The following is a 14,063-nucleotide window of genomic DNA, read 5'->3' on the forward strand; positions in this document are numbered from 1 at the left end:
AAAAGCCAGCGCCGGGGCGCTGGCTTTTTTATTATGATTCTTTTGGCACACCGATATGTAAGTTGCCGTTTTTCAAATCCATTGTCATCACAAAATGCTTAAACACATCGTAGCCGATAATGCCTTTGACTTTAGCGCCTTTAACATGGCTGCTTGAGTGACTATACTGGCTGGAAACCTTTACTTTACTGCCCTTCTCTGGAAAAGCGACTTTAACGTTTGAGAGCGTATAAGGACCAAATTTTACTTCTTTTGCTTTTACAACTTCCATTGACTCTACGCTATTAACACCTGCAAAATCTACTTGCTCATTTTCAGTGTCTAGCCAGCCAAATTCTTTCGCAAAGCGGCGCTCAATGATAATGCCACCTGAAAAACCAGTATCGAGTAACATCCAAGCTGATTCACCTTCTAATTCCACTTTAACGATGGGCTGATCGAATCCTTTTTGCATTTTGAAGCCGATATTTTCAAACTTTTTTAAGTCGAGGTGATCGTGTGTAAGCAGCCTTATACGTCGGTTTGGGTAATCAATTTGGGTATTGAATAACTTAAAAAAACCGCGACCAAATAGGAGCGATTTTTCTGGTCCGCCTAAATTTATTTCTGCAATATTTTCTAGCTGAGTATCAATACCAAAAAACGACACAGGTACTTTTTGATATACCTTGTTGCGTTTGACATCGAATGCCCCTTGGATATTCATATTGCCACTGTGGGTATAGGTAAGTTTATTCGCCTCAATAAAGCTTTGATTGATTGAATTGCCTGAAGCTCCGGTATCCAGCACCGCGTAACTTTCAATGCCTGATACTGTTACAGGCACGGTGACCAGACCATTTTGATAGGTAAAGTCTAACCAAGGTGTCACTGCTGAGTGAGAGAACGCACTAAACAATAGCCCAAGTGAGAGTAATGTAAATTTCATTTGATGATGCTTATATAAATATTTAGTTATTTTCATTATTGCTATTTTAGGTACTGCTGTGACGTGTATCAATGTATTTTTGTGCTTACTGGGGAGCTGTTTCATTGGCATTCAATTCCATTTAAATGTGCTGTGTGATCGCAGTTAAGGACAGCTTCATAAAATTGTAAATTATTTAAGCAAATTTAAACTTGAATAATCTTCAATGTTTCGTCTAGAATACACGTAAATTTCGAAACGAAACTTATGTGAAAGATAAATGACCAAACGTAACACTCAACAGCGCCGACACACCATTGTCAGTCGTGTAAATAACGAGGGTGAAGTCAGTGTAGAGGCTTTGGCTGCTGAGTTTGAAACTTCAGAAGTTACGATTCGAAAGGATTTAACCGCTCTTGAAAAAAGTGGCTTACTACTGCGTCGCTACGGCGGGGCGGTGGCACTGCCTAAAGAGATTGTTGCCACAGATATAGATAAGCAAGATCCATTGCGTAAAGTCGCCATTGCAAAAGCCGCAGCGGCGTTGATCCGCGACCACAATCGAATCATTATTGATAGTGGTAGAACAACTGCTGCGATGATCCCTGAACTGGCGAAAAAGCGCGGTTTGGTGGTAATGACCAATGCCATCAACATTGCTAACCGCTTATTGTCACTTGAAAATGAACCCACTCTTTTGATGACCGGAGGCACATGGGACCCACATTCGGAGTCCTTCCAAGGTCAAGTTGCCGAACAAGTGCTACGCTCTTATGACTTTGATCAGCTATTTATTGGTGCCGATGGCATTGATGTGGCGCGCGGTACCACCACATTTAATGAGTTGATTGGATTGAGCAAGGTAATGGCAGAGACCGCAAGAGAAGTCATTGTGCTGGTTGAATCTGAAAAGATTGGTCGCAAAATTCCAAATTTAGAGCTGCCTTGGCAGCAAGTCACAACCTTGATCACCGACAACACCTTGGCACCTGAGATGCGCCAAGCGATCGAGGCTCATGGCGTAAACGTGATCTGTGCAGAGATCACACAAAAATAAACACACTAACGTGCAACAAATGGAGAGATTATGTGTGGCATCGTAGGAGCTGTGGCAGAGCGCCCAGTTAACCGAATTCTAATTGAAGGTTTAAAACGTCTTGAGTACCGTGGCTATGATTCAGCGGGCGTTGCGCTGAGCAATGTGGGTGTACTTAATACGGTAAAAGCAGTTGGTAAAGTTGCAAATTTAGCTGCAGCGCTAGAGCGCGCAGAAGTAAAAGGCACAACGGGTATTGCGCACACACGTTGGGCAACACATGGTGGTGTAACCGAAGCGAACGCTCACCCACATTTATCAAATGAGCAAATTGCGCTGGTACATAATGGCATCATTGAAAACCATGAAGCGCTGCGCCATGCGTTAACAGAAGATGGTTATGCTTTCTTATCGGATACAGATACGGAAGTTATGGTGCACCTGATCCACCAATTACGCCAGCAACATGGCAGCTTACTTGAGTCAGTTCAAGCGGCAACAAAACAGCTAGAAGGGGCTTACGGTACAGTTGTATTCGATAAAGAAAACGACAATGAAATCATCGTTGCACGTTCAGGCAGCCCGTTAGTGATTGGTTTAGGCCTTGGCGAGAACTTTATCGCTTCGGATCAGTTAGCACTTTTACCAGTGACACGCAGCTTTATCTTCTTAGAAGAGGGTGATGTTGCACGTATTACGCGTGATACGGTTGAAATCTTTGATATTGAAGGCAACCCAGTTGAACGTGAAGTGGTTGAGTCTAACATCACGCAAGACGCTTCTGGTAAAGGCGAATACCGCCACTACATGCTAAAAGAAATTTACGAACAGCCACTGGCCGTGCGTAACACTCTTGAAGGCCGCCTTGAAAACGATCGCGTTGCAATCGATGCGTTTGGCGACAGCGCGAATCAGATTTTTAAAGATGTAAAACATGTTCAAATCATCGCGTGTGGTACGTCATACCACTCAGGTATGGTTGCGCGCTACTGGCTTGAGCAACTTGCAGGTGTGAGTTGTAATGTCGAAATTGCATCAGAGTTCCGTTATCGTGAGTCGTTTGTTCACGAAAATAGCCTACTTGTTACTATTTCTCAGTCTGGTGAAACGGCGGATACGTTAGCGGCATTACGTTTAGCTAAAGAGCAGGGCTACATGGCGTCAATGACCATTTGTAACGTACCAGGCTCTTCATTGGTGCGTGAGTCTGACTTGGCATTTATGACCAAGGCAGGCGCGGAGATTGGCGTTGCATCTACCAAGGCTTTCACGACGCAACTTGTTGGCTTATTGATGCTAACAGCATCGATCGCGCAAGAAAAAGGTCGTGACCAAAGTGTGATTGTTAATGCTATTAAGACTTTACCAAACAAGCTAGAAGAAGCGCTGAGCATGGCTGAAGGCATTGAAGCACTGGCGGAAGAGTTTGCAGACAAGCACCACTCTCTATTCCTTGGCCGTGGCTCACAATACCCAATCGCAATGGAAGGGGCACTTAAGTTAAAAGAGATCTCTTATATTCACGCAGAAGCGTATGCAGCGGGTGAATTAAAGCACGGTCCACTTGCACTGATTGACGCGGATATGCCAATCATTGTTGTGGCACCTAACAATGAATTGCTTGAAAAGCTTAAATCAAACGTTGAAGAAGTACGCGCTCGCGGCGGTATTATCTATGTATTTGCAGACAAAGATTCCGCGTTTGCTTCTGATGACACAATGCGTGTAATGAACGTGAACCACGTTGAAGACATCATTGCACCAGTTGTCTATACAATCCCACTACAGCTGTTGTCATACTATGTTGCCGTGATCAAAGGCACGGATGTTGACCAACCGCGCAACCTAGCTAAATCTGTAACGGTTGAGTAATTAGGTTTTTAGGGGTTTGAAAAGGCGCGTAAGCGCCTTTTTTGTTGCTATGCATTAATTACATATTCTCACACTTAAACGAGCATAGGCCGATATTTCAAATTTTCCGAAATAGCTAGCAAACTAACCGTTTTTTAATCTTTTGATATTTATAGCAAAAGCTCAGAGAGCACATTAGTGAAGTAGGTTGCAAATCGCTACCTTGATTGGCTGCGCTTTGAAGTATGACTTTTCATGGGTGTTAGCGACAAAGTTTGTGTAATTATGGCTGTCGGGTTGAGTGACTATCGCTATCAGGCTTAACTGAGCCTAGTAGCGATACGGTGAGGCGTAAAGAAAGCTACTTTTCAGCAAGGACCAAAATGCCTTTGGTGGTTGGGGATATTGCCTGTTTTGTCTCTCGGTCTACTAGGAGGACTCGACTAAAGCCGTTATTTAGCAGCATCTCATGCATTTCTTCAGGCTCCCAGTAATGGAGAGCGTCTTTTAAAGTAAATGACTTTTCCTGATCTTGCGTTTTTAATACGTAATGAATATCTGAGGTGTGTTGTTGTATTTGGGTGTCAATTGAGTTTTTGATTTGGATTGACAAGTCGATGCCTTCAAAGCTTGAGGCATGCTCAATATCATGCAAGTAGTCCCCTTGAGCCAACAAGTTAATTGGATAATAGTAGTCAAAAATAAATATCCCTTTGGGCTTTAAATGATCAGATATGTTTTGCAAAACAGTGGGGACAAGCTCTGGATCTACGTAACATAAAACGGAGTTGTGTGCATAAGCGCCGTCAAACTGGGTATCAGATTTAAACGATGCGATGTTATCAACTATGAAAGTTGGGTTGGCACGTCCTTCCAGTTTACTCACTGCTCTTGAAATAGCTGACTCGCTCAAGTCAACACCCGTGATATCGTAATTAAATTCAGAGAGGATGAGTGCATGGCGACCATATCCACAGCCTACATCAAGCAATTTTGTCGTCGGCTTACTGTTAACAAACTTAGAAAAAAGGTGGTGTAAATAATCACACTGCTGTTGCGTGTTCAGTTGGGGAGACAGAATGTGCTCTTGGACATCATCTATGTTGTTAATCTCATCTATAAGCTTAGTTTTATTAAGCATTTAATTACCCTTTTTATTTTAAAGAGAACTTATACTCTACTAAAACCAATGATGTTTTTATATTGGTTCGGTTGCTGTGTTGGTTTTAGTGTGTTTTAAATTTAATATAATTTAACTTTGTTTTTTACTGTAATATTTAACCGTGTTTTAGCTGTTTAATAAATTTGACGGCTAATGGGTGTAGGTGGTTTCTTCGTAGTTTTAAAAGAAGGGTATGTAAGAAAATAGCACTATCACATTTTGTTTTTATATGAATGTGATAGTGCAGCTATTTACACCAAAATTAGTGTAAAGTCAGACTCTATACGTTTAGAGTGTTAACACTTAGGTCAAGCATGTCAGAACGTTGATTATCTTTTTGTGCTTCGTTGTTGATCTCTACGTTCTTAACTGATTTTAGTTCACCGCCCCATGCTTCTACAGCGTTTTCTTGTGAAACTAAAGTGCTTGTATCTTTACCAAAACAAAATGACATATTTAACTCCTTTAATTATTAATATTATTTAAATTGCTATGGGTAATGCTAACAATACCCCTCAAGCAATCATATTCTCTAGAGTGAGAATTTAGTATCGTCCACTTTGACGCTATATTAATAGCTGTATCCAGTGGACCAAGAAGTCCATGAAAATGAACTTGAATCCTGTACTTTTTAGATATTGATTCTTTATCAAATAAATGGGCATTACTTTCTAAGTAACCTTCTAACTCTTGCCTATTATTAATTCTTTCTTTTGGATGCCAGAAGATCAAAATGTCTAAATCATCTGGATCAGGCTTTGTTGAAATAAAGGACCCACCTATAAAAATGCGCGCAATATGGATTTCACTGTTTTGCAAATCGCTTATCAAGATACATAAATTATCTGATAACTTTTTTCTTAGAGTATTATGTGAAAATAACAACTCTAGACTTTGCCATGAAATTTCGTAAGGAGAGCTGTACTTTAATACTCCGTCTTCGTTATGTATTAAAGAAGGTAGCAATCCTTTTTTATTGAAACTAAGTTCCTCAAAGGGAACCTCATTAAAATATTCCATACACCACTTTATTATTAATAATGTTGTTTGCTCACTTATTTATTCCAAAGATTAATTCAATAATTTTAAGCTGTAAAGTGTGTTTTATAATTATTTTTAATTTGATTTAAAATAATTATATTCAAGCTGTAAATATTGACAGTGATTTTTTATTTGTCTGATTTTATTGCAGTTTTGTGTCATTTTTAGCTCGGTGTGTGGGCTTTTTTTGACCGTTATATTTATATTTTTTAAATTGGTGTTGTTGGTTTTTCACTCTGTTTTGGTTGGCTTATTAAGAAGTGATGAGTTCATTGAAAGGAGGTAAGGTTTGTTTATAAATTTGGTGCTGGAATACCTTGGCCTATTTAATTGTAAGCCAAGGAATATACTTATCTGAACTTTGAGGTTTGTCTACACAGTTAATTTGTTTTTATTTATTTGAGGTCGAACTAAATAAGAAGACGTATTTACTCAAACTCAACAGCGAAGCAATACGTCTAAAAAGAGTTTATTAGCCAGTACGTTGCCTATATTTGGATCGTACTCCAGCGCCCTTGATGCCATATTTTGACAAAAATACCCGCTTGAATTGCGCGATACGCGATATTCAAACACCAAATTGCCAATAGCCCCATGCCAAAGTGATGGCTGGCTATCCAAGCTGCCGGTAAGAACACCAGCCACTGGATACTAAAGGATATTTTTAATACCTGTTTACTGGCACCTGCACCAAGCAGTGAATTAAGCAAGATCACGCCGACCGCATCAACAGCCAATAGCAAAGATATGAGTTGTAAAGGCAGCCTAGCCATGTCGACTAAATGTTGCTCATGGACAAAGGCGGATAACACGAGGTCGGGAAACAGCACCATGGGTAAGCTCATAGAGCACATAAACAGTACCCCTATCATTGCAGTATCCCACCCCCAGCGCTTCGCCTTTTCAGGTGCGTCTTGGCCTAATGCCTGTCCAACTAAAGAGGCTGCAGCTATGCCAAAGCCGATACAGGGTATGATCATAACCAGCGTAACATTGACCAACACATTCGCTACTGCCAATTCGTCAGTGCCTAAGGTTCCGATGATAATGAACATCACTGTTAAACCAATTGCCCGAAAAAGCTGTTGCAGCCCTTGTGGCAACGAAAAATTTATAATTTGTTGGAGCTGCGTCTTGGTTGGCAGCTGCTGGAAAAAACCAGCTGGTTTCGAGTGCTTAAACCCGAGATAAAAGCAGTAAATGGTGCCAATAAGCAGAGATAGGGAGGTTGCCACACCAGCCCCTGTCACGCCCATTTTTGGAAAACCCAAGTTGCCAAAAATCAATAAATAGTTGAGTACGACATTGCAGACAAGCATTAAAAACAATGAGTTCATGAACAATTTCGGACGTTTAATACCGCTCCAGTAGCCTCTAAATGACAAGGTCATGGCAACAGCTGTGATGGCTAAAACGCGCACCTGCAAATAGTCATTGCCCAGCAAGATGACATTGGGATCATCATGTAATAATGGGAAAAACAATGGAACCGTATTATACAGAGCAATAGACAATGGAATACCAATAACACCACTGATAAGCAGCGCACTATTGAGTGGGATGGCGGTTTCAGAGTCATTGCCTTTACCGTGCAAACGAGAAGAAATTGTCAGTACTCCACTGGTGAGCCCGATCAGTAGGGCAAAGGACACAAAGTTAACTTGAGAAGCAATACCGACGGCCGCTAAGGCGTCCGTGCCTAGTGTGCCCACCATGGCCATATCAATCACAACCATGACATTTTGAGACACCATGCCTGCAATGATAGGAATTGCAAAGCAAACGATTGTTTTTACTCGATCTAGCAAAACGATCTCCAGCTATCACCCGAGTTTGTTTTTAGGGTGATTTATAACATGCCTGACGCGGAGCAATCCGAGCAGGGTGGTTAGTACGAAATAGCGCTATCGCACCTAAAATAATCGAGGGCGAAAAATAACCTTTACTGTCTTGTGGTTATCACGCGCTCGCCAAAAGTGTGTGCTAGAAGCCGCTGTTTTTTTAACACCTAAAAGCCCACAGAAAAAGCTATTTTTTGCCCGTTTGTTAAATCAACCCACCAAGCAAGACAGACATTGTCTTATCAGTGATGGGTTGATGGTTTTGCAGTTAACTTGCTACTTTTTCTTCTTCTGCTGATCTCCAAGAGCGGTAAACTTCATTGCTGAGCGCGAGAGATTCCATTTTGTAAATCCCTACTACTTCGCCGTTAACTAGCAGATCACTTTGCCAATTAATGATGCGGTTACCGCCGACCTCAAGCACATTCATATCGCCATTGGTGATAAAGATAGACTCGTGTTTTTGTAGTGCTCTATGTAAGCGAATTTCAAGCGATTTCAAGATCCCCACCCCCTCTTTGAGAGCGGCTGATGCATTGGAAGCGCTATCTTGTGCGGTGCTTTGAGATGACAGCAACTTGCCCATTGAGCGCTGATGCTGTCTGCACCCTTCAATGAGGTGCGTCACATCAATGACGCCTGCACTATTGTCGTTGAAAATAGTGTCCGAATGATTTGGCATAAACCATACACCGGACTGATCCCAGGCAGATGTCGCAGTGCTGATAAATACGTTATCACCATTGTGTTTATTCACGGTGCTGCGATCACATGGACTGGCATCATCAGCCAAGGCAGAGTCAGACAACGGCGCATCAGCAGAAGAGGAAATCTGTTGAATGGTAACCTTGGCCTGACAAATATTTTTATCAAACTGGGTTACTCGAGTTGAGAAGGATTTTGACCCGGTGATCTGGTCATCATTCACCTCGGTACAGAATAACTCTGCGCTATCGTGTTCGCAAAAAGCATCAAATTGAATGGTCAAAGCCTGAGTATAATACTCAGATGCATTTGTGCGGTTCAGCTCTGAGGCTTTAATTAATTGCATCGTTGACTCAATTAATTGCACGCCTGTTATATGGTCGAGCGGGTGATCATTAAAAAATGGGTGGTCCTCGCAAACGATGGTGTCAGCTCGCAATGTATTGGCGTCGTCAAGATCAGGTTTGACGTTCTTGATGATGATGTTGCCAGTGTGCTGTTTAAGATTGTGGCTGATCTCTTGCAGGGCTTTATAGGCATTTTCATCATACTCTGGCACTTGTGTGACTGCGCGCTCGCTCTGTATAGTCGTTTGTGCAGTCGCTTTGTTTAGCAACTCGGATATCTCATTGATGGTTGATAGTGGTAACAGCTGAGCTGGTTCTAACGACAGCGCTGGAAACGCTTGGATAATGTCGTTTGTGAGCTTGAGTCGAGTAATGGAATCCACGCCTAACTCAGTCAGGTCGAGAGACGGATCCAACGCTTTAATGGCGTGATCTGTATGACGGGAGACCATCTCTTTTATGGTGTGGCTGAGGCCGTTTTGGGCTGAGCTCTGCTGCTTGGCTGATGACTTAACCACTGACTTTTTGGTCACAGTGACACCAGTTTTGCCGGTTTTTTCTTGAAGCAGTTGGACTATGTCATCGATGGTTTGCAAGACCAATATCTCAGTGACCTCTATCGAACAGTCTGGGTACATCTTGATCAATTGATTGGTTATCTTTAAACGCAGAATTGAATCAACACCAAGTTGGCCCAAGTCCACAGATGTGTTGATATTTTGAATTGGCAGTTCGGTACTCTCTGAAACGGCACTCAGAACATTCTGCGTGATGTCATCAGTGACCGCTACTCGGGCTGCCTGTGGTAAAGGCTTCTGGGTGTGCGAAGCATTAACAGCATCTGGCTGCATTGAGCTGAGCTTGGGTAAATCTGGTAGCCAATAACGACTTTGCGTAAATGGATACGACGGCAAGTTGATGCGTTTAGGGCGCGTGTTTTTATGCAGTGAGTGCCATGAAGAAGGGGTTGCACCGCGTACCCAGAAGCTCGCGACTTTATGCAGCGCTTTGACTTCAAACCAATGATTAAAGGCCGTTGTTAGTCCTTCATCTGAATCCCAATTGAGCGACTCTAGCTCTTTATCTACCGCCCCTCGGTAGAAGTTACCGCGCTTCGATGTGCCGGATAAAAATTGATATAAGGCATCCATTAATTTAATTGGCGTATCGACGATGATGGCCAGGCGCTCTTGCATGTCATGGCGGCCTACTTGCAAGGTATAGGCAATATCAAGCAGTGTTTGCTGGCTATTAAAGGTGTCATTGATACTTTGTCTGATCAAATGACTATGCAATCCACTGGCAACCTCCATCAGCTGCTCAGGGGTTTTAGCCGACAGTAAAATTAACTGTGCAGCAGCTTCATGGTTGCTGCTTGCCACGACGTTATCTGCTATTGGCTCTTCAACGACTACGTGGGCATTGACACCGCCAAAACCGAATGAGCTGATCCCTGCACGCAAGGGGATCGGCTCACCGCTCGCATCTGTCAAACGCTGCCAAGGTTGCGTTTTATCAACCACGTAAAATGGGCTTTGTTGCAGTGAAATCGATGGATTAAGTTGGTTGAAATGCAGTACACCGGGCAGCGTCTGGTGCTTCATTGATAGCAACACCTTGATTAACCCCGCGATCCCAGCGGCAGACTCACAATGGCCAATATTGGTTTTTGCAGTGCCTAGGCCACAATATTGATGTGGCAAAGTGTCAGATAAAGCGTTAAATGCTTCTTTTAATGCTTCAGTTTCAATTGGATCACCTAAAGGCGTGCCTGTACCGTGGGCTTCTATATAGCTCACAGATTCCGGGGCTATATTTGCAGCTTGGTAGGCTGACTTTATCAGCTGAGTTTGGCTGTCGAGATTCGGCGCGCGCAACGAGTTAGATTTGCCATCATGATTGGTCACAGCGGACCTAATAACGCCATAGATTGTATCATTGTCCTTGATTGCCTGATGGTAAGGCTTGAGTAAGACAGCGCCGTATCCTTCTGCACGCACAAATCCATTGGCCTTTTCATCAAACGTTTTACATGAACCATCAGCCGACAACATGCCAGCGCTGTGGGCTGCTTTGTAGACGCGCGGTGTTAAAATTAGATTTATCCCCCCGGCGACAGCAAGGTTACAGGTGCCGTTTTTAATTGACTCCACGGCGTGATGTACAGCAACCAAAGAGCTTGAGCAAGCTGTATTGATGACTTCACTTGGACCGTTAAAGTCAAACCACCTTGAAGCGCGATTAGCTATCATGCTCATGTGTACACCTGAGTCTAGATAGGCTCCATATTTTTCGGTAAGTTCAGGCTGCGCCAAGGTCAACTCTAGATAATCATTGTTATGGGCACCGATAAATAGCCCGACATTTTGATCGGCTAATTGCTTGGGGTTGTGTCCTGCACTTTCGAACACGCTCCATGTCATCTCCATCACTTTACGCTGCTGCGGATCCATACTATTGGCTTCAAGAGGAGAAATGCCAAAAAACTCCGCATCAAAGGTATCTATGTCGTATAAAAAGCCGCCTCGGTTTGGAAAACCATTGAGTTCAGACGCTTTTTTATCTCGAGAGAACGCTTGTCTGTTTGTTGGTATGGCTGAAATACTGTCGTTTTGGTGGATCAAGTTGTCCCAAAAGAGATCGAGATCGGTTGCGCCGCCAGGGAAGTGGCCACTCATACCAACAATGGCTATCGCGTCTTTGTCCTGTTCGTTATATTTGTGCTGATCTGCCTCTTGATGCTGGCCTTCAACGACATCGTTTTGCACCTCTGTTGATTGACTAAGTGAGCTTAGCGCTTCGTGCAAGTGGCCAGCAAGCTGGCTAAAGCTCGGGTATTTAAACAGCATGACCGGAGCAAATGCGGTTTTAAAGACTTCTTCAATTTTTTTCGCAATGACGACGTATTGAATTGAATCCAACATAATGGCGCTTAAGTCATCAACATTGGCAAGATCCTGTTGAGTTAGGTTTAGCTCTGATGCAAAAACTGTATTTTTCAAAGTCTCTATGATAGCTGCGATGTTAGCACTGTCAGGCGCTGTTGCAGTATTTGTTGCTGTCGTTTGGTGCGCTGTATCGCAATAATATGCAGGCAGTGTATCGGCTTTGCGCAAGTTTCGACATGCCTGTTTTTGGATTTTTCCGCTGCCCGTTCTGGGGATTGTCTTTTCAGGAACTAAATGAATTTCATGGGCTCTGATACTGTGATTTTGAGCTATGGCCTGTTTAATATCGGCGACGATGGCGTGATAGTCTGCTTGGCTTAATCCATCCTTGACCTCTTGTACCACAATGACTTTCTCTTCGTTATCGATCACTTGTGAAAAGACAATCATGGCAAGCTTTAGGTAGTCTACGTGGCGTTTAATTGAAGCTTCAATATCAATAGGGTGGTGGTTTTTACCATTGATAATGATGACGTCTTTTTCCCTGCCAACTACATAGAGGTAGCCGTCTTCTACAAAGCCTAAATCACCTGTTCTAAGGAAGTTTTGATCTGAATTAGCCACTTTTGCACTGAAGGTCGAGCTTGATTCATCTGGTCTATTGAGATACCCAGCAGCAATAGACGGTGAATGCACTAATATTTCGCCTACCATGCCTTTTTTACATGGTGTCAGCGTGCCTTTTTCGACAATCATCACAGACGTGTCACCACTTACCTTGCCGCAACTGGCCACAGTTTTAGCCTTATTGGCGCGCTCAGTGGGTTGGACTTTGTCTTGTTCCAAAGACTCTATGTCTAACGACATAAAACGTTCTTTGCTGTTGATGTCGCCGGACACGACTGAGCAAACTTCAGAGAGACCATAACAACAAGTCACGGCATTGGGGTTGAGGCCGAGGCATTCAAAGCGTGTATTGAAATTCACATAGCTATCATAGTTAAAAGGCTCGCCCCCGCAGACAATGGCCTTGAGGGATGCCAAAGGCTTTTGCTCTGATGATAAAAATGCATCGATGTTTACTTTGTTCACGCAGTAATCAAGGGCAAAGTTAGGTGCTGCGGTGTGGGTTGCCTGGTACAGTGAAATACGTTCAAACCACAAATTTGGCTGCAACAAGAAGTATTTGGCATCAAATATGACGCTAAAAGCGCCTCTTGATAGCGGCGCTAAAATACCAAACACTAAGCCAAAGCTATGAAACTGAGGCATCCATGAAGTGATCCGACTATCTCCGTTGATCTCCCATTGCTGCGCGCCGATATTTATTTGTGACTCTAAACTCTGATGGGGAATTTGCACCCCTTTTGGTTGAGAATTTGATCCAGAGCTATAGAGTAAAATTGCGAGATCGTCGGGTTGCTTAGGACGCTCGAGAGTGATTTTTTGATCATCGCAATTGAGCTGATTGATGTCTAATACCTGTGTATCTTTTAGCTTTTCAGATTCAGCAAGTTGTTGAGATATTTCCGTATTGGTAAGAATGCAAGTTGCTGCTGAATCAGCAATGATACGGTCTAGAGTTTCGGATAGCTTGTCTTTTTGTGTCAAGTCACCAAGGGGGATTGGGATGATGGCTAGGTTCGCATACCAACACGCCAAAAGGCTGTAGACATACTCCATCCCCTGCGGAAATAGAATAATGATTTTTTGCTGTGATCCCAACATACTGGATAACACACTTCCAAGTCGCTGAGTGTGTTCGATTAAGTTGGCTCCTGTGATGACGTCTAAGGTGTTGTCATCTGCTGGTGTAGCAAAGAGCTCTTTTTTCTTAAACGGAGCGATAAAGTCGATCACAGACTCCCAAAGAGGAGCACCACATGTGTCAATGAGTTGTTTTTTTTCTTGTTCTTGTTTCATTATTTATCCTTAAAATACGACATGTGGGGCGGTGTTTTTAAGACCCCAAAGGTGCGCAATTTTTAACTTGGTAAGTGCTAAATAACATCCGAGTGCGGGTGGGCATATTTACCGGAATACTTATCGACTGTGTCGAGCGATATCGTGGCTTCTTGTTAAAGTGATGAGTCGCTATTTCCGAAGTTGAGTCATTTTTATTTTTGCCTTGCCCATGTGCGGATACGCCGGGAGATATACCCTGAATAGCGTTAAAAAGACGTATCACGGCATCCATGGTTGCTAGCATCGCTATGCGAAACAGTACAAGCGCGCTTTGACCTCGCTGTTGTTTCAAATACCAATGTTTTAGTTGGCTATACATG

The 14,063-nt window shown here is 43.0% G+C and carries 9 protein-coding genes; 2 read left to right on the top strand and 7 right to left on the bottom strand.

Translation table 11 applies throughout. The features are described 5' to 3' along the window. Positions 1-31 precede the first annotated feature (31 nt). The gene (locus N483_RS03215) at positions 32-928 is read right to left on the bottom strand and encodes an aspartyl protease family protein (RefSeq protein WP_036975935.1); all 897 of its coding nucleotides are present in this window, start codon (positions 926-928) and stop codon (positions 32-34) included. Between the two features lie 259 nt (positions 929-1,187). Here N483_RS03215 and N483_RS03220 point away from each other — a divergent pair, with 259 nt between their 5' ends. Both N483_RS03220 and glmS read left to right on the top strand, forming a co-directional pair. Next, on the top strand, positions 1,188-1,964 hold the full coding sequence (locus N483_RS03220) for a DeoR/GlpR family DNA-binding transcription regulator (protein WP_023398964.1): 777 nt from the start codon (positions 1,188-1,190) through the stop codon (positions 1,962-1,964). Between the two features lie 30 nt (positions 1,965-1,994). Next, positions 1,995-3,815 carry a glutamine--fructose-6-phosphate transaminase (isomerizing) gene (gene glmS / locus N483_RS03225; RefSeq protein WP_023398965.1) on the top strand — a complete coding sequence of 607 codons (1,821 nt, stop codon included), beginning with the start codon at positions 1,995-1,997 and terminating at the stop codon, positions 3,813-3,815. A gap of 340 nt (positions 3,816-4,155) precedes the next feature. Here glmS and N483_RS03230 read toward each other — a convergent pair whose 3' ends face one another. The 6 genes from N483_RS03230 to N483_RS03250 form a co-directional block, all read right to left on the bottom strand. After that, positions 4,156-4,935, bottom strand: coding sequence for a class I SAM-dependent methyltransferase (locus tag N483_RS03230; protein ID WP_023398966.1), 780 nt, complete (start codon positions 4,933-4,935; stop codon positions 4,156-4,158). Positions 4,936-5,236: 301 nt separating this feature from the next. Continuing rightward, positions 5,237-5,410 (bottom strand): hypothetical protein, encoded by a 174-nt coding sequence (locus N483_RS26845; protein ID WP_023398967.1) that lies wholly within the window; start codon positions 5,408-5,410, stop codon positions 5,237-5,239. Between the two features lie 11 nt (positions 5,411-5,421). Next, positions 5,422-5,976, bottom strand: a complete 555-nt coding sequence (locus N483_RS03235; RefSeq protein ID WP_023398968.1) for a DUF6932 family protein — start codon at positions 5,974-5,976, stop codon at positions 5,422-5,424. Positions 5,977-6,485: 509 nt separating this feature from the next. Further along, positions 6,486-7,805 (bottom strand): MATE family efflux transporter, encoded by a 1,320-nt coding sequence (locus N483_RS03240; RefSeq protein WP_023398969.1) that lies wholly within the window; start codon positions 7,803-7,805, stop codon positions 6,486-6,488. 301 nt (positions 7,806-8,106) lie between these two features. Next, the gene (locus N483_RS03245) at positions 8,107-13,701 is read right to left on the bottom strand and encodes a beta-ketoacyl synthase N-terminal-like domain-containing protein (protein WP_023398970.1); all 5,595 of its coding nucleotides are present in this window, start codon (positions 13,699-13,701) and stop codon (positions 8,107-8,109) included. 37 nt (positions 13,702-13,738) lie between these two features. Continuing rightward, positions 13,739-14,062, bottom strand: coding sequence for a hypothetical protein (locus tag N483_RS03250; protein ID WP_155250751.1), 324 nt, complete (start codon positions 14,060-14,062; stop codon positions 13,739-13,741). Position 14,063: the final 1 nt, after the last annotated feature.

The organism is Pseudoalteromonas luteoviolacea NCIMB 1944 (assembly GCF_001625565.1).
In the GTDB taxonomy this organism is placed as follows: domain Bacteria; phylum Pseudomonadota; class Gammaproteobacteria; order Enterobacterales; family Alteromonadaceae; genus Pseudoalteromonas; species Pseudoalteromonas luteoviolacea_F.